The 15836-nt window shown below is 71.3% G+C and carries 13 protein-coding genes and 1 pseudogene; 9 read left to right on the top strand and 5 right to left on the bottom strand.

From position 1 onward, the window contains the following. Positions 1-111 precede the first annotated feature (111 nt). On the top strand, positions 112-1374 hold the full coding sequence (locus C4B68_RS03605; RefSeq protein WP_099501637.1) for an alpha-L-rhamnosidase-related protein: 1263 nt from the start codon (positions 112-114) through the stop codon (positions 1372-1374). On the opposite strand, the gene C4B68_RS03600 is transcribed toward C4B68_RS03605, so the two are convergent. The 5 genes from C4B68_RS03600 to C4B68_RS03580 all read right to left on the bottom strand — a co-directional run bounded on the left by C4B68_RS03600 (position 1347) and on the right by C4B68_RS03580 (position 8042). Then, positions 1347-2015, bottom strand: coding sequence for a LutC/YkgG family protein (locus C4B68_RS03600; RefSeq protein ID WP_099501440.1), 669 nt, complete (start codon positions 2013-2015; stop codon positions 1347-1349). The genes C4B68_RS03605 and C4B68_RS03600 overlap by 28 nt on opposite strands. 133 nt (positions 2016-2148) lie before the next feature. Then, complete coding sequence (locus C4B68_RS03595) at positions 2149-3717, bottom strand: LutB/LldF family L-lactate oxidation iron-sulfur protein (protein ID WP_180289235.1); 1569 nt, start codon at positions 3715-3717, stop codon at positions 2149-2151. Further along, positions 3714-4469, bottom strand: coding sequence for a (Fe-S)-binding protein (locus C4B68_RS03590; RefSeq protein ID WP_099501438.1), 756 nt, complete (start codon positions 4467-4469; stop codon positions 3714-3716). The genes C4B68_RS03595 and C4B68_RS03590 overlap by 4 nt, the downstream gene beginning before the upstream one ends. Positions 4470-4566: 97 nt before the next feature. Beyond that, the gene (locus tag C4B68_RS03585) at positions 4567-6006 is read right to left on the bottom strand and encodes a rhamnulokinase (RefSeq protein ID WP_099501437.1); all 1440 of its coding nucleotides are present in this window, start codon (positions 6004-6006) and stop codon (positions 4567-4569) included. Next, complete coding sequence (locus tag C4B68_RS03580; protein WP_099501435.1) at positions 6003-8042, bottom strand: bifunctional aldolase/short-chain dehydrogenase; 2040 nt, start codon at positions 8040-8042, stop codon at positions 6003-6005. The genes C4B68_RS03585 and C4B68_RS03580 overlap by 4 nt, the downstream gene beginning before the upstream one ends. Between C4B68_RS03580 and C4B68_RS03575 the strand changes: the two are divergent. From C4B68_RS03575 to sigJ, 8 genes and pseudogenes are all read left to right on the top strand, one after another. Continuing rightward, a pseudogene (locus C4B68_RS03575) lies at positions 8041-8907 on the top strand (ABC transporter permease); the annotation flags it as partial. The gene C4B68_RS03580 and the pseudogene C4B68_RS03575 sit on opposite strands and share 2 nt — an antisense overlap. Continuing rightward, positions 8900-9877 carry an ABC transporter permease gene (locus C4B68_RS03570; protein WP_099501433.1) on the top strand — a complete coding sequence of 326 codons (978 nt, stop codon included), beginning with the start codon at positions 8900-8902 and terminating at the stop codon, positions 9875-9877. The pseudogene C4B68_RS03575 and the gene C4B68_RS03570, both read left to right, overlap by 8 nt. A gap of 133 nt (positions 9878-10010) precedes the next feature. Next, positions 10011-11093, top strand: coding sequence for a rhamnose ABC transporter substrate-binding protein (gene rhaS / locus C4B68_RS03565; protein WP_099501431.1), 1083 nt, complete (start codon positions 10011-10013; stop codon positions 11091-11093). A gap of 32 nt (positions 11094-11125) precedes the next feature. Then, positions 11126-11446 (top strand): L-rhamnose mutarotase, encoded by a 321-nt coding sequence (locus tag C4B68_RS03560; protein ID WP_099501429.1) that lies wholly within the window; start codon positions 11126-11128, stop codon positions 11444-11446. A 90-nt stretch (positions 11447-11536) separates the two neighbouring features. Then, entirely contained in the window at positions 11537-12562 is a 1026-nt protein-coding gene (locus C4B68_RS03555) for a LacI family DNA-binding transcriptional regulator (RefSeq protein WP_099501427.1), read from the top strand. A gap of 139 nt (positions 12563-12701) precedes the next feature. Continuing rightward, complete coding sequence (locus C4B68_RS03550; RefSeq protein ID WP_099501425.1) at positions 12702-14003, top strand: alpha/beta fold hydrolase; 1302 nt, start codon at positions 12702-12704, stop codon at positions 14001-14003. 68 nt (positions 14004-14071) lie between these two features. After that, entirely contained in the window at positions 14072-14815 is a 744-nt protein-coding gene (locus C4B68_RS03545; protein WP_099501424.1) for a PIG-L deacetylase family protein, read from the top strand. A gap of 115 nt (positions 14816-14930) precedes the next feature. Beyond that, a complete protein-coding gene (gene sigJ / locus C4B68_RS03540) occupies positions 14931-15824 on the top strand; it encodes an RNA polymerase sigma factor SigJ (RefSeq protein WP_099501422.1) in 894 nt (297 codons plus the stop codon). Positions 15825-15836 lie beyond the last annotated feature (12 nt).

The raw sequence follows: 15836 nt of genomic DNA, 5'->3' as shown, positions 1-15836 counted from the left end.
TTATAACCCGCGTGCTTAGAAAGCCGAAGGGATGACGGCGTGACCGAAGGAACAGGAAACGTACGACGCAGAACGGTGCTCGGTACGGCGCTGGGCGCCGGAGTCGCCGCGATGGCCGGAGGGGCCGGGACGGGAGGCACGGCCTGGGCCGCGCCGGCCGCCGCGGACCGGACCTCCCTGTCGGGGCTGACCGTGGAGCACCGGACGAACCCGCTCGGCGTGGACGCGGACAAGCCACGCTTCGGCTGGCGCATGGTGTCCGCGGCACGAGGCCGGCGCCAGACGGCGTATCAGATCCTGGTGGCCACCTCGCCCGAGCGCCTGACCCGTAGCCGCGCGAATGTCTGGAACAGCGGCCGCGTCGAGTCACCCGACTCGGTGGCGGTGCGCTACTCCGGCACTCCGCTGCGCGCCTCGACCCGCTACAGCGCCCAGTTGATGGCACAGATGGCCCGAGCCACCGGGCGCACGACGGAGGCCGGAAAGTACGACAGGCTCTTCGCCGCCATCAAACGGGCCTTCATCACCAAGTACCTCAGCACCAGCGGCGGAAAGGTGACCGTACGATCCAGCCTCGGCGGGTCCCCCATCAACGGCACGGCTCCCGAGGACGACAGCCAGACCGCGCTGGTGTGGGTCCTCAAGCTCGGTCTGTACGACACCGACGCCCAGCGCCGCCAGATCGTCGACCTGCTCGCCGAGAACATCGGGAACGACGCGGCCTACAAGGCGGCCCACCCCGACAGCACCCGCGTGCGGTACGCCGAGAACACCCTGTCCGTCGGCTTCCTCGGCGTGAACGTGCTCGCCCCGGTGCTCACCGACCAGGGCCGCGCCGACCTCGCCTACAAGCTGCTGCTCCAGGACGCCATGCCGTCATGGCTGTACTCGGTGAAGAACGGCGCCACCACCATCTGGGAGCGCTGGAACTCGTACTCGAAGGAGGACGGCTTCGGACCGGTCGAGATGAACTCGTTCAACCACTACTCCTACGGCGCGATCATGGAGTGGATGTACGAGGACATGGCCGGCATCGCGAAGGACCCGGCCCATCCCGGGTTCCGGCACTTCCTGCTCAAGCCGCATGTCGACCCCACCGGGACGATCACCCACGTGGCCGCGTCGCACGGCTCGCCCTACGGCGAGATCGTCAGCGAATGGACGCTGCGGGACCGGACGCTGACCTACCGGGCGGTGGTCCCGGCGAACAGCGAAGCGACCCTGCGCCTCCCGGCCATCGACCCTTCCACCGTTCGCGCGGGCAGGACGCCGCTGGCCGAGGTACCCGGCGTCGAGTTCCTGGGCTTCGACGACGCGGTGGCCTCCTACCGGCTCCCGTCCGGCGGTTACGAGGTGACGTCCGCCCTGGGCTGATCGCTCACCAGCACCACCTCCAGGGTGCGCGGACCGTGCACCCCCTCGACCCGGTCCAGCTCGATGTCACTGGTCGCCGACGGCCCGGAGATCCATGTCAACGGCCGGGTCGGGTCGAGGCGTTGCAGGGCCTGGGGCACGGAGGACACGACCTGGTCGGGCACGCGGACGACACAGATGTGGTGGTCAGGAACGAGTGTGATGCGGCGGCGGCCCTGATCGGGGCCGCCGTCCAGCACGATGGTGCCGGTCTCGGCGATGGCCACCGCACACGCGGTGACCACGCTGTCGACCGCGTCCAGCTCTCGCGGTGTGCTGCCGAGCCGGTCCGGGACACGCGTCACATCGGTCGCCGCCAGCCATGCCGCGTCCAGACCCGCCGGGACGACCACCGACCCCGCGGCCCGCTCGGCGAGCAGCCCCGCAATCGTGGCCGCCAGCTCGCCGGACGCGCAGCGGTGCACGATCGCCCGGTAGTCCGCCAGGTTCTCGGCCAGCAGATCCACCGTCTCCGCGACACTCCGCCTGCCGTGCTCGCGCAGATAGCTCCGGTCGACGGCCTGCTCGTACGGCGTGTCGTCCTGGCGTACGTCCGCGATCGCGCGCCGCACCCGGCCCAGGATCAGATCCCTGCTGCTCACTTCGCGACTCCTCTGTCCTCGCGGCTCGCCTCCAGGGCGCCGCAGCCGGTGTCGGGAGACCGACCGTGCTCAGCCCCTCCTCCGTCGGGGCCTCCGCGCGCTCGGCCGCTCGACACCGGCGCGCCCTTCCGGCTCACCGGCGGTCTCCACCGTGCGTACGCTGCCACCAGTCGCGGAACGGCTCCGCGGGCAGGGACGGCAGATCACGGCTCGCGCTCCACGCCTTGCCGGGGCCCGGCAGCGTCCGCGGCTGGAAGCGGCGCGTCCGCGACGCGAGGCGCTGGCCGGTGCGCAGCGCGCCGGGGTGGCTGAACGCCCAGCGCGCGGCACGCATCGCCGCCCGTTCGGCGGCGTGCCCCTTGGCGGGCTTGAGCACGACCTTGTTGCCGTCCTTCGTCACGCGACCGCCCTCGGCGACCCGTTCGCGCAGGTGGACGAGGACTTCCGGGATGTCGATGGCGACCGGGCAGACCTCGTAGCAGGCGCCGCACAGCGAGGAGGCGTACGGGAGCGAGGCGTCGATCTCGCTCGCGGTGCCCCGGAGCTGGGGGCTGAGGATGGCGCCGATCGGGCCCGGGTAGACCGAGCCGTACGCGTGGCCGCCCGCCCGCTCGTACACCGGGCAGACGTTGAGACACGCCGAGCAGCGGATGCAGCGCAGCGCCTGGCGGCCGACTTCGTCGGCGAGCGTGTCGGTGCGGCCGTTGTCGAGGAGGACCAGGTGGAAGGTCTGGGGTCCGTCCTCGTCCGTGGTGCCCGTCCACATGCTCGTGTACGGGTTCATGCGCTCGGCCGTCGAGGAGCGGGGGAGTGTCTGGAGGAGGACCTCCAGGTCCTGCCAGGTCGGCACGATCTTCTCGATGCCGACGACCGAGATCAGGGTCTCGGGGAGGGTGAGGCACATCCGGCCGTTGCCCTCGGACTCGACGACGACGAGCGTGCCGGTCTCGGCGACCATGAAGTTGGCTCCGGAGACACCGACCTTGGCGCGCAGGAACTTCTCCCGCAGGTGCAGCCGGGCGGCTTCGGCCAGCTCGGCGGGCGTGTCGGTCAGGCCCTCGGGAGCCGGGCGGCCCCACTCACTCATCTCGCGGGCGAAGATGTCGCGGATCTCGCCGCGGTTGCGGTGGATCGCCGGGACCAGGATGTGCGACGGACGGTCCTTGCCCAACTGCACGATGAGTTCGGCGAGATCGGTCTCGTAGGCGTGGATGCCCTCGGCCTCCAGCGCCTCATTGAGTCCGATCTCCTGGGTGGCCATCGACTTGACCTTGACGACCTCTGTCTCGCCGGTCGCCTTGACCAGCTCCGTGACGATCCGGTTGGCCTCGTCGGCGTCGGCGGCCCAGTGCACGGTGCCCCCGGCCGCCGTGACCGCCTCCTCCAACCGCACCAGATACCCGTCGAGATGGCGGAGGGTGTGGTCCTTGATCTGCTTGCCCGCCTCGCGCAGTGCCGCCCAGTCGGACACCTCCGCGACCGCCTTGGCGCGCTTGGCGCGGATCGTGTGGGTGGCGTGCCGCAGATTGCCGCGCAGGGTCGTGTTGTGGACGGCCTCGTGCGCGGCCTTCGGGAAGGCGGGGTGGGCGGGTGGGAGAAACGCAGCGTGGGCGGGTGGGAGAAACGCAGCGTGGGCGGGTGGGGGAAACGCAGCGTGGGCGGGTGGGGGAAACACAGGCATCCCTACGAACGTCCCGCTCATGACATCGGCTCCTCTTCCGTGCTCGCCAGGATCTCCGCGATGTGGACGGGCCGCATCCCTGTGTCGAGGCGGCCCATCGTGCCGCCGATGTGCATCAGACAGGAGTTGTCGGCCGCACACAGCACATCGGCGCCCGTCGACTCGGCGTTGCGCACCTTGTCTGCGCCCATCGCCGCCGAGACGTCGGGGTTCTTGACGGCGAAGGTGCCGCCGAAGCCGCAGCACTCGTCGGCGCCGGGCAGCTCGCGCAGCTCAAGTCCCTTGACGGCCTGGAGCAGCCGGCGCGGCCGGTCGCCCAGACCCAGGCTGCGCAGCCCGTGGCAGGTGGGGTGGTAGGTCACCGTGTGCGGGTAGTACGCGCCGACGTCCGTCACGCCGAGCACGTCGACCAGGAACTCGGTGAGCTCGTACGTCTTCGGCACGACCGGCGCCAGCGTCCGGGCCAGGGTGTCGCCACGCCCTTCGGCCCGCGCCCGCTCGCCCATCCGCGGATACAGCTCCCGCACCATCGCCCCGCACGATCCGGACGGCGTCACGATCGCCTCGTACTCCCCGAACACATCGGAGAAATGCCGGGCCAGCGGCTCGGCCTCATGGCGATAGCCGGTGTTGTAGTGCGCCTGACCGCAGCACGTCTGCCCCATCGGGAAATCGACGTCCACGCCCAGCCTGGTCAGCAGTTTCACCACGGCACGGCCGGTATCCGGATACAGCGTGTCGTTGACACAGGTCAGGAACAGAGCGACACGCATCGCGGCTCCTTGTTCTCGATCATCGGATGCCTGCAGCCTACGCAGGGGGTGCGCGGTGCGGGAGACACCGAGCACCACCCGGGTCGCGCCGCACGGTTCATGACGGCGCGAGCCTCGCCTCGGCCGCCCGCCAGGCCGCCGTGTCGCCCCGCGGCTCGTACCGCCGCAAGGGCTGGGTACGGGCGAGCAGCCGGCGCATCTCTTCCAGGTCGCCCACCAGCCCGTGGGCCCGGGCCTGCACGAGGACGTTGCCTAGCGCGGCCGCCTCGGCGGGGCCCGCGACGACCGGCAGACCGCAGGCGTCGGCGGTGAGCCGGCAGAGCAGGGTGTTGCGGGTCCCGCCGCCCACGATGTGCACGACGTCGACCGGGTGGCCGGCGAGGGACTGCGTCTCGTCGACCGCCCGGCGATGGGCGAGCGCGAGGGAGTCGAGGATGCAGCGCGTCACCTCGGCGGGGGACTCGGGCACCGGCTGCCCCGACGCCCGGCAGGCGTCGGCGATCCGGGCGGGCATCCGGCCCGGCGCCAGGAACGCCGCGTCGCCCGCGTCCACCACGGACCGCAGCGGCGCCACCTCGGCGGCGGCGGACAGGAGTTGCTCCAGATCGGGGTGGCCCCATTCCCGTACGCACTCCTGGAGCAGCCACAGCCCCATGATGTTGCGCAGATAGCGGACCGTGCCGTCCAGGCCCAGTTCATTGGTGAAGTTGGCCGCCCGGCTCGCCTCGGTGAGCACGGGCGCGTCCAGCTCCAGGCCCACCAGGGACCAGGTGCCGGTGCAGATGTACGCGAACCGCTCCCCGGTGGCCGGGACGGCGGCCACCGCCGAGGCGGTGTCGTGCGAACCGACTGTCGTCACCGGGACCGGGCCGGTGAGCCCGGTCTCCTCCAGCACATGCGGCCGGAGCAGCCCGGCCGGGTCGCCGGGGCGGCGCAGCGGCGCGAACAGCGTGAGGTCGATGCCGAGCCGCTCCGCCAGGTCGTACGACCAGTCGCGCGTCCTTGGGTTGATCAGCTGGGTGGTCGAGGCGTTGGTGAGCTCCGTGCCCGCCTCGCCCGTGAGCCAGTACGTCAACAGGTCCGGGATGAGCAACAGCCGCTCGGCGGCGCCGAGTTGAACCGAGGACCGGGCCGCCGCCAACTGGTACAGGGTGTTGAACGGCGCGTACTGGAGCCCGGTCGCCGCGTACAGCTCGGCGGCGGGCACGGTGGCCCACGCCTTCTCCGCGACACCCTCCGTACGGGCGTCGCGGTAGTGCACGGGGTTGCCGAGCAGCGCTCCGTCCGCGTCCAGCAGGCCGTAGTCCACGGCCCAGCTGTCGATGCCGACCGAGTCGACCTGCCCGGCCGCGCGCAGACCGTCGAGGACGTCCGCGTACAGCGCGAGGATGTCCCAGCGCAGTCCCTCGGGGACCCGGACCGGCCGGTTCCGGAAGCGGTGTGCCTCGGTGAGGTCCAGCGTGTCGGGCCCGACACGGCCGACCATGACGCGTCCGCTGGACGCGCCGAGGTCGACCGCGGCGAACGACGCACTCATCGCAGGAAGGCGGCGGCGACGCCGGCGTCGACCGGGACGTGGAGTCCGGTGGTGTGCGTCAAGTCCCCACCCGTCAGGGCGAACACGGCGTTCGCGACGTGCTCCGGCAGCACCTCCCGCTTGAGGATGGTCCGCTGGGCGTAGAACTCGCCGAGCTTCTCCTCCTCGATGCCGTAGGTCGCCGCCCGCTGCGCTCCCCAGCCGCCCGCGAAGATCCCCGATCCGCGGACCACCCCGTCGGGGCTGACGCCGTTGACCCGGATCCCGTGCTCGCCCAACTCGGCTGCCAGCAGCCGTACTTGATGAGCCTGATCGGCCTTGGTCGCGGAGTACGCGATGTTGTTCGGTCCGGCGAAGACCGCGTTCTTGGAGGCGACGTAGACGATGTCGCCGCCACGGCCCTGCGCGATCATCACCCGGGCCGCCTCGCGCGAGACGAGGAAGGAGCCGCGGGCCATGATGTCGTGCTGGAGGTCCCAGTCCTTCGCGGTGGTCTCCAACAGGGGCTTGGAGATGGAGATGCCCGCGTTGTTGACCACCAGGTCGACGCCGCCGAAGGCCAGCACCGCCGCCTTGAACGCCTCGGCGATCTGCTCCTCGGAGGTCACGTCGACGGTGACGGCGACGGCCTTGTCGGGGCCGCCGAGCGCCGAGGCGACCTGGGCCGCGTTCTCCGCGTTGAGGTCCGCGACCACGACACACGCGCCCTCGGCCACCAGCCGCTCGGCGATCGCCTTGCCGATGCCGCTGCCCGCGCCCGTCACCAGCGCCACCCGCGTCGCCAGCGGCCTGGGCCTCGGCATCCGCTGGAGCTTGGCCTCCTCCAAGGCCCAGTACTCGATGCGGAACTTCTCCGACTCCTCGATCGGCGCGTACGTCGAGACGGCCTCGGCGCCCCGCATCACGTTGATCGCGTTGACGTAGAACTCGCCGGCCACCCGCGCGGTCTGCTTGTCCTTGCCGAAGGAGAACATGCCGACGCCGGGCACGAGCACGATCGCCGGGTCCGCGCCGCGCATCGCGGGGGAGCCGGGCACGGCGTGCCGCCGGTAGTAGGCGGCGTACTCCTCGCGGTACTCGGCGTGCAGCTCCTTGAGGCGCTCGATCGCGTCCTCCGGAGGAGCCGCCGCCGGCATATCGAGGACGAGCGGCCTGACCTTCGTACGCAGGAAGTGGTCAGGGCACGAGGTGCCGAGCGCGGCGAGACGCGGGTGCTCGGCGCGGGCGAGGAAGTCCAGGACGACGTCCGCGTCGGTGAAGTGGCCGACCTGCGGCTTGTCCTGGGAGGCGATGGCCCGGACGTAGGGCGCCAGAGCGGCGGCCCGTTCACGGCGGTCCGCCTCGGGCAGGGCCGCATACCCCTCGACGACCGGCCCGAACTGCTCCGCCTTCCCGCGCTCGGCGAGGAAGGCCTCGGCTGTGCGGATGATGTGCAGCGAGTTGCGCTCGCACTCCTCGGCGGTGGCGCCCCACGCCGTGATGCCATGGCCGCCGAGCACGCACCCGATGGCCTGCGGGCTGGCCTCCTTGACGGCCGCGATGTCCAGGCCGAGCTGGAAACCGGGGCGGCGCCAGGGCACCCACACCACACGGCCGCCGAAGCAGTCGGCGGTCAGCTTCTCCCCGTCGGCCGCGCAGGCGAGCGCGATGCCCGAGTCGGGGTGGAGGTGGTCGACGTGCGCCACGTCCACCAGGCCGTGCATCGCAGTGTCGATGGACGGGGCGGCACCTCCCTTGCCATGCAGGCAGTAGTCGAACGCGGCGACCATCTCGTCCTCGCGCTCGACACCCGGGTAGACGTCCTTCAGCGCCAGCAGCCGGTCCAGCCGCAGGACGGCCAGCCCCGACTCGGTGAGCGTACCGAGATCGCCGCCGGACCCCTTGACCCACATCAATTCGACGTCGCCCCCGGTCACGGGATCGGTGTCGGTGCCCTTCGCGGACGCGTTGCCGCCCGCGTAGTTGGTGTTACGGGGATCGGCGCCGAGCCGATGAGAACGGGCCAGCAGAGCGGCGGCTTCGGGATGGGGTGCCATGTTCCTGCTGCTGAACGCGACCATCCTCGTCCTCGTCGCCACCGGGCAGTCGCTGGTCGTCATCACCCGCAACGTCGACCTGTCGGTGGGCTCGACCCTGGGCATCAGCGCCTTCGCGGCCGGCACCTACCTGCAGGGCGGCGGCAACCCCGTCGTCGCCGTGCTCCTCGCGGTCCTGCTCGGCGTCGGCTGCGGACTGGTCAACGGCACGCTCGTCAGCCTCGGTCAGGTGCCCGCGCTCGTCGTCACCCTCGGCACGCTCTACATCATCCGCGGCATCGACTCCATCTGGGTCGGCTCCCGGCAGATCACCGCGGCCGACCTCCCGGGCGGCTTCGTCGACTTCGGCTCCGGCGGTATCTCGGCGGTGCCGTATCTCGCCCTGATCGCCCTGGCCGTGCTGGTGGTCACCGCGTACTACCTCAGGCACTTCGGCAGCGGCCGCGAGCTGTACGCCCTCGGCTCCAACCCCGAGGCGGCACGCCTCGCCGGCATTCCCGTCCGCAAGCGGATCCTCACCGCGTACGTCGTCTGCGGCGGTCTCGCCGGGCTCGCGGGCGCGCTGTACCTCGCCCGGTTCGGCAACGTCGACTCCGGCACCAGCAGCGGCTATGAACTCACCGTCGTCAGCGCGGTCGTGGTCGGCGGTGTCGTCTTCACCGGCGGCTCTGGCAGCGTCTACGGCGCCGCCCTCGGCGCGCTGCTGCTCACCTCCGTCACCAGCGTGCTGCCCGCCCTCGGCGTCAGCTCCGTCTGGGTGCTGGCCATCAACGGCATCCTGCTCATCCTCGCCATCGCCGTCGACCGGATCGTCGCGCTGCGCGTGGCCGCCGCCCTGAAGAAGAGGAACGCCCGCCATGGCTGACTCGCCCCTCGCGCGCGCCGTCCGCTGGGACACGGCCGTCGGCGCCCTCCTCATCGTCCTGCTGCTGTTCTCCTTCGGGTTCGTGGACGGCTTCGGCAACGCCCTCAACCTGTCGTTCCTGATCGGCAACACCCTGCCGATCGCGTTGATCGCCCTGCCGATGACCCTGCTGGTGGTGTCCGGTGAGATCGACCTCTCGGTCGCGTCCACGGCCGGGCTGTCCGGTGCGGTGATGGGCGCCCTGTGGAACCAGGGCATGCCGATCGAGACGATCATCCCGCTGTGCCTGCTGCTCGGGGCTGTGTGCGGGCTCGTCAACGGCCTGCTGGTGACCCGGCTCGGGCTGCCGTCCCTCGCCGTCACCATCGGTACGCTCGCCGCCTACCGGGGCATCGCGCAGATCGTGCTCGGCCAGGACTCGGTGACCGATTTCCCCACCCAGTACCTGGACTTCGCGGCCGGACGCATCGGGATCACCTTCATTCCGCAGGCCTTCCTGCCCTTCCTGGTGCTGCTGGCCATCGCGGTGGTGGTCCTGCACGCCACCCCGTTCGGACGTTCGGCCTTCGCGACCGGCGCCAACGAGGAGGCCGCGCGGTTCGCCGGCATCCGCGTCAAGCGGCAGAAACTGATCCTCTTCGTCGCCACCGACTTCATGGCTTCGCTGACCGGCGTCTTCTGGGCACTGCACTACGCCAGCGCCCGCTACGACAACGCCACGGGGCTCGAACTCTCGGTCGTCGCCGCCGTGTTGCTCGGGGGCATCGACTTCGACGGCGGCAAGGGCACGCTCGGCGGCGCGATCGCGGGCGTCTTCCTGCTCGGCGCGCTGCAGAACGTGATGAGCCTCCTGAACGTCTCCGCACAGTCGCAGATCGTCGTCACCGGCGTGCTGCTCGTCGTCTCCGTGCTCGGCCCCCGGGCCGCGCGGCAGATCTCCGTGGCGAGGGCGGGCCGCAGCGCCGCGTAAGCGCTCCGCCTGGCCGGCCGTTCGAAAGCTGCAGGCCGTCCGTGGCCGGTCGCGCCCACGCGGCGGAGCCGCATATCGATACAGCCCCGCGCCCCTTTGGGGCGCACCCACTCACCCCGTAAAGGACCCCGCCATGCGCAAGTCATCCATCCGCCGTACCTGCGCGGCCCTCGCCGCCGTCACCTCGCTCGCCCTGGCCGCCACCGCGTGCGGCGGCACCACCAAGAACGACGTCAAGAACTCGGGTGGTTCGGGCGCCGCCGTCGGCAAGGCCGACCCGAACGCCGCCACCAAGAAGGGCCTGACCGTCGGCTTCCTGCCCAAGCAGGTCAACAACCCGTACTTCACCTCCGCCGACAAGGGCGGCGAGAAGGCCCTCAAGGAACTGGGCTCCACCTACAAGGAGGTCGGCCCCAGCAGCGCCACCGACACCAGCGGCCAGGTGAGTTACGTCAACACGCTCACCCAGCAGCAGGTCGACGCGATGGCGGTCTCCGCGCAGGACCCGGGCGCCCTGTGCACCGCGCTCAAGCAGGCCATGACGAACAAGATCAAGGTCGTCACCTACGACTCCGACACCAAGACCGACTGCCGCAACGCCTTCGTCTCGCAGGCCAGCGCCGAGGACCTGGGCCGCACCGAGGTGCAGCTGCTCGCCGAACAGATCGGCTACAAGGGCGAGATCGCGATCCTGTCCGCCGCGCAGACCGCGACGAACCAGAACACCTGGATCGACTTCATGAAGGACGAGCTGAAGGACCCGAAGTACAAGGACATCAAGCTGGTCAAGGTCGCGTACGGCAACGACGACGCCCAGCAGTCCTTCCAGCAGACGCAGGGCCTGCTCCAGGAGCACCCGAACCTCAAGGGGATCATCTCCCCGACCACCGTCGGCATCAAGGCGGCGGCCCAGTACCTGTCCGGCTCCAAGTACAAGGGCAAGGTCAAGCTGACGGGCCTGGGCACCCCCAACGACATGCGCAAGTACGTCAAGAACGGCACCGTCGAGGCCTTCGAGCTGTGGGACCCGGCGAAGCTGGGCGAGCTGGCCGCGCGGACCGCCGTGGCGCTGTCCTCCGGACAGATCACCGGCAAGGAGGGCGAGACCTTCAAGGCCGGTGACATGGGCTCCTTCACCATCGGCAAGGACGGCGTGATCAACCTGGGCAAGCCGACCGTCTTCGACGCGAAGAACATCGACCAGTTCGACTTCTAGCCGCTCCATCCCCTTACCCCGGAAGGCCCTTGATGCAGCGCGTGTGCTTTCTGCTGAAGGTCCGTGCGGACCGCCTCGACGAGTACCGCGAGCGGCACGCCGCCGTGTGGCCCGAGAAGCTCGAAGCGCTCTCGGCCACCGGCTGGCACAACTACTCGCTCTTCCTGCGCGAGGACGGCCTGCTGGTCGCCTACTTGGAGACCGAGGACTTCGCGGCCGCACAGGCCGGCCTGGCGGCCACCGGCATCAATGCCCGCTGGCAGGCGGAGACGGCGCCGTTCTTCGAGTCACTGGACGGCGCCGGACCCGACGACGCCATGAAGCCCCTCACCGAAGTCTTCCACCTCGCCTGACCCTGCCCTCGTGCCCACCGCCCTTGGAGGGCACGCGAGTAATGTGAGAACTGGCCCGCCGCTACTCATCACCCTGGAGGTCCCTGCCTGATGGCCCAGTCGGTGGGTATCAAGGACGTCGCCCGTGCCGCCGGAGTCTCCGTCGGCACGGTCTCGAACGTGATCAACCGCCCCGACACGGTCGCCTCCGAGACCCGGGCGCGCGTGCTGTCGGCGATCGACCGGCTCGGTTACGTCCGCAGCGAGTCCGCGCGTCAGCTGCGGGCCGGCCGCAGCCGGATCATGGGCCTGCTCGTCCTCGACATGGGCAACCCGTTCTTCGTGGACGTGGCGCGCGGCGCCGAGCGCGCCGCACGGGAGACCGGGCTCGGCGTGATGGTCTGCAACAGCGCGCAGAGCGCGAGCGAGGAGGCCGACTATCTGTCGCTCTTCGCCGAGCAGCGGGTGCGCGGCGTGCTCCTGACGCCCACCGACGCGAGTGGCCGCAACATCGAGGCGTTCCGCCGCAACGGCATCCCGTTCGTGCTGGTCGACCGGGTCGCCGAGGGCACCACCGAGTGCTCGGTCTCGGTCGACGACGTGTCGGGCGGCGCGCTGGCCGTACGGCATCTCGTGGACGCCGGTCACCGTTCCATCGCGTACGTCAGCGGGCCGCCCGGACTGAACCAGGTCAGGGACCGCCGGACGGGCGCCCTGAACGCCCTGGCCGAGGCGGGGCTCGGCCCGGAGTGCCTGCGCGAGCTGCCCACCGAGCGCCTCGACGTGGCCGCGGGGCGCGACGCCGGGGCCCGGCTCCTGGGCCTCGCCGAGCGCCCCACCGCCGTGTTCTGCGCCAACGACCTGCTCGCGCTCGGCGTCCTGCAGGGCATGTACGCGGCGGGCGTCGGCGTCCCGGACGACCTGGCGATCGTCGGCTACGACGACATCGAGTTCGCGGCCGCCGCCGCCGTCCCGCTCACCTCCGTACGGCAGCCCGCCGTGGCCATGGGCGCCCTGGCCGCCGAGCTGCTCCTGGAGGAGATCAGGGCGGAGACCGCACCCACGCGGCACGAGCACCAGCGGCTCGTCCTCCAGCCGGAGCTGGTGGTGCGCCGCTCCAGCCTGCCGGCGCGCTGAGCGTTCAGCGCGGAGCGGGCGGTCACGGCACACGGGCTGACCGGGTATTCAGCAAGTTTTCTTGATCCCCGGGCCGCCGACCGCGGAACGTGTGCTCAACTGGGACACAGCCTGAAGCCCTTACGTCTCGGGAGCCCTGTTGACTCTCAGCTACCGCCAGCCCGGTGTCGTCCTCACCGACCACCACTTCACCGTGCCCCTCGACCACGACGACCCGACGGGAGAGAGCATCGAACTGTTCGCCCGCGAGGTCGTCGCGAGCGACAAGGCACACCAGGACCTTCCCTGGCTGGTCTATCTCCAAGGCGGCCCCGGCTTCGGCGCCAACCGCTTCATCGGCAAGCAGGCCTGGCTCGGCCGCGCGGTGCAGGAGTTCCGGGTGCTGCTCCTCGACCAGCGCGGCACCGGCCACTCCACCCCGGCCAACCGGCAGACCCTCCCGCTGCGCGGCGGCCCACACGAACAGGCCGACTACCTCACCCACTTCCGCGCCGACTCCATCGTGCGCGACTGCGAGGCCATCCGTCCCGGGCTGACCGGCGGCGCCCCCTGGACCGTACTCGGCCAGAGCTTCGGCGGCTTCTGCACGGTGCACTACCTGTCCACCGCGCCGGAGGGCCTGCGCACCGCGGTCATCACCGGTGGCCTGCCCTCCCTCGACGCGCACGCGGACGACGTCTACCGGGCCGCGTACCCGCGCATCGAGCGCAAGGTCGCCGCGCACTACGCGCGCTACCCGCAGGACGTCGACCGGGCCCGCCAGATCGCGGAGTACCTCCTCCAGCACGAGCCGGTCCTGAACGGCGGCTACCGCCTGACCGTCGAGGCCTTCCAGTCGCTCGGCATCGTCCTCGGCGGCGGCGAGGGCAGCCACCGGCTGCACTACCTCCTGGAGGAGGCCTTCGTCCGCACCGCGCACGGCACGGCCCTCTCCGACGCCTTCCAGGAGGACGTCCAGAGCCTGCTCTCGTACGCGGGGCACCCCCTGTACGCGCTCGTCCACGAGGCCTGCTACGCCCAGGGCGGTCCCCCCACCGCCTGGTCCGCCGAGCGGGTGCGCGCCGAGTTCCCGCAGTTCGACGCGGCCAAGGCCCTCGCGGACGACGGACCGCTGCTGTTCACCGGCGAGTCCGTGCACCCCTGGACGTTCGAGACCGACCCGGCGCTGCGCCCCCTGCGCGAGACCGCCGAGGAACTGGCCGCCCGCACCGACTGGCGGCCGCTGTACGACCCCGCCCGGCTCGCCGCCAACGAGGTGCCGGTCGCCGCGGCGGTCTACCACGACGACATGTACGTCGACACCGAGCACGCCCTGCGCACCGCACGCGCCGTCCAGGGCCTGCGCACCTGGGTGACCGACGAGTTCGAGCACGACGGTGTACGGGCCGGCGGGCCGCGCGTCCTGGATCGCCTGCTCGCGCTGGCGCGCGACGAGGCCTGACGTCAGGGGTGACGGACGAGCCGCGCCAGAGGGGTGGCGACGGCAGCGGGTCGGCATAGTCTGCACCCATGAGCGAGCCGACGATCAGCCAGCTCCAGCCGATGCCCGGCGACTGGCAGCGCGCCCTCGCCGTGGTGGCCCACCCGGACGACCTGGAGTACGGCTGCTCGGCGGCGGTCGCGGCCTGGACCGACGCGGGTCGCGAGGTCGCCTACGTCCTCGCGACCCGCGGCGAGGCGGGCATCGACACCCTGGAGCCCGCCCAGTGCGGCCCACTGCGCGAGCGCGAGCAGCGGGCGAGCGCGGCGGCCGTGGGCGTCTCGGCCGTGGAGTTCCTCGGCCACCAGGACGGGGTGATCGAGTACGGCACCGCCCTGCGCCGCGACATCGCCGCCGCGATCCGCCGCCACCGCCCCGAACTGGTCATCACCCTCAACCACCGGGACACCTGGGGCGGCGTCGGATGGAACACCCCCGACCACATCGCCGTCGGCCGCGCCACCCTGGACGCGGCCGCGGACGCCGGCAACCGCTGGATCTTCCCCGAACTCACCGAGCGGGGACTGGCGCCGTGGAACGGCGTCCGCTGGGTCGCCGTCGCGGGCTCGAGCACCCCGACCCACGCGGTGGACGCAAGGCCCGGCCTGGAGCGCGCGGTGCGCTCCCTCCTCGAACACCGCACCTACATCGAGGCGTTGACGAGCGAGGACCCGGAGACGTACGTACGGGAATTCCTGACCGCGACCGCCACGACCACCGGCGAGCGCTTCGGCGGGGCGCCGGCGGTGGCGTTCGAACTCTTCGCCCGTTAGCCAGAGCCCAGTAGCGGGAGCCCGGCAGCGCGAACCCGTTAGCGGGATCGGCCCTCCCTCCCTCGGCAGCGTAATGGGATCATCGGGTGAGCGACACATACCGAACGGGGACGGGATGAACGACGACGAACTGCTCGCCGACCGCTTCGAGCAGCACCGTGGGCAGCCGCGGGCCGTGGCCTATCGGATGCTGGGCTCGCTGGCCGAGGCGGACGACGCCGTGCAGGAGACCTGGCTGAAGCTGAGCCGGACCGACGCGGACGCCATCCAGAACCTCGGCGGCTGGCTCACCACGGTGGTGGGCCGGGTCTGCCTGGACATGCTGCGCTCGCGCGCCGCGCGCCGCGAGGAGCCGATCGACGAGACCTTCGTCCCGGACCCGGTGATCCGGCCCCTGTCGCAGATCGACCCCGAACAGGAGGTGCTCCAGGCGGACTCGGTCGGCCTTGCCCTGCTCGTGGTCCTGGAGACGCTGGAGCCCGCCGAGCGGCTGGTGTTCGTCCTGCACGACATGTTCGCGGTGCCGTTCGACGACATCGCGCCGATCGTGGAACGCAGTTCGGCGGCGACCCGGCAGCTGGCCAGCCGGGCCCGCCGCAGGGTCCAGGGGGCCACCCCGTCGGCCGATCCCGACCTCGGCCGGCAGCGCCAGGTGCTCGACGCCTTCCTGGCCGCCTCCCGCGGCGGCGACTTCGAGGCACTCGTCGCCCTGCTCCACCCGGACGTGGTGCTGCGCGTCGACTCGGGTGCCCTGGTGCGCGGAGCGGCCGCGTCCAAGGTGGTGCACGGGGCGAAGGCGGTGGCCGAACAGGCCTTTACGTTCCGGCAGTTCGCTCAGGTCGCACGGCTCGCGCTGGTCAACGGCGCGCTGGGTGTCGTCACCGCACCCGAGGGCCGGCCGGTGTCGGTCACGGCCGTCACGATCGCCGACGGCCGGATCACCGGCATGTACATCCTGTCCGACCCCGAGCGCCTCGAGCGTCTCGCCCTGCCCTTGGGGGAGGACTGACGATCAGGTGGC

It is taken from the genome of Streptomyces dengpaensis, from assembly GCF_002946835.1.
In the GTDB taxonomy this organism is placed as follows: Bacteria; Actinomycetota; Actinomycetes; order Streptomycetales; family Streptomycetaceae; genus Streptomyces; species Streptomyces dengpaensis.
The sequence above is the reverse complement of the archived record's forward strand: the minus strand, read 5'-3'. Positions and strand labels throughout refer to the sequence as shown.

Bases quoted from the DNA above. Each gene is read 5' to 3' on its own strand.
- C4B68_RS03605 (WP_099501637.1), top strand. From the start codon at position 112: ATGGCCGGAGGGGCCGGGACGGGAGGCACGGCCTGGGCCGCGCCGGCC.
- C4B68_RS03595 (WP_180289235.1), bottom strand. From the start codon at position 3,717: ATGAGCGGGACGTTCGTAGGGATGCCTGTGTTTCCCCCACCCGCCCAC.
- C4B68_RS03590 (WP_099501438.1), bottom strand. From the start codon at position 4,469: ATGCGTGTCGCTCTGTTCCTGACCTGTGTCAACGACACGCTGTATCCG.
- C4B68_RS03585 (WP_099501437.1), bottom strand. From the start codon at position 6,006: ATGAGTGCGTCGTTCGCCGCGGTCGACCTCGGCGCGTCCAGCGGACGC.
- C4B68_RS03580 (WP_099501435.1), bottom strand. From the start codon at position 8,042: ATGGCACCCCATCCCGAAGCCGCCGCTCTGCTGGCCCGTTCTCATCGG.
- C4B68_RS03570 (WP_099501433.1), top strand. From the start codon at position 8,900: ATGGCTGACTCGCCCCTCGCGCGCGCCGTCCGCTGGGACACGGCCGTC.
- rhaS (WP_099501431.1), top strand. From the start codon at position 10,011: ATGCGCAAGTCATCCATCCGCCGTACCTGCGCGGCCCTCGCCGCCGTC.
- C4B68_RS03560 (WP_099501429.1), top strand. From the start codon at position 11,126: ATGCAGCGCGTGTGCTTTCTGCTGAAGGTCCGTGCGGACCGCCTCGAC.
- C4B68_RS03555 (WP_099501427.1), top strand. From the start codon at position 11,537: ATGGCCCAGTCGGTGGGTATCAAGGACGTCGCCCGTGCCGCCGGAGTC.
- C4B68_RS03545 (WP_099501424.1), top strand. From the start codon at position 14,072: ATGAGCGAGCCGACGATCAGCCAGCTCCAGCCGATGCCCGGCGACTGG.
- sigJ (WP_099501422.1), top strand. From the start codon at position 14,931: ATGAACGACGACGAACTGCTCGCCGACCGCTTCGAGCAGCACCGTGGG.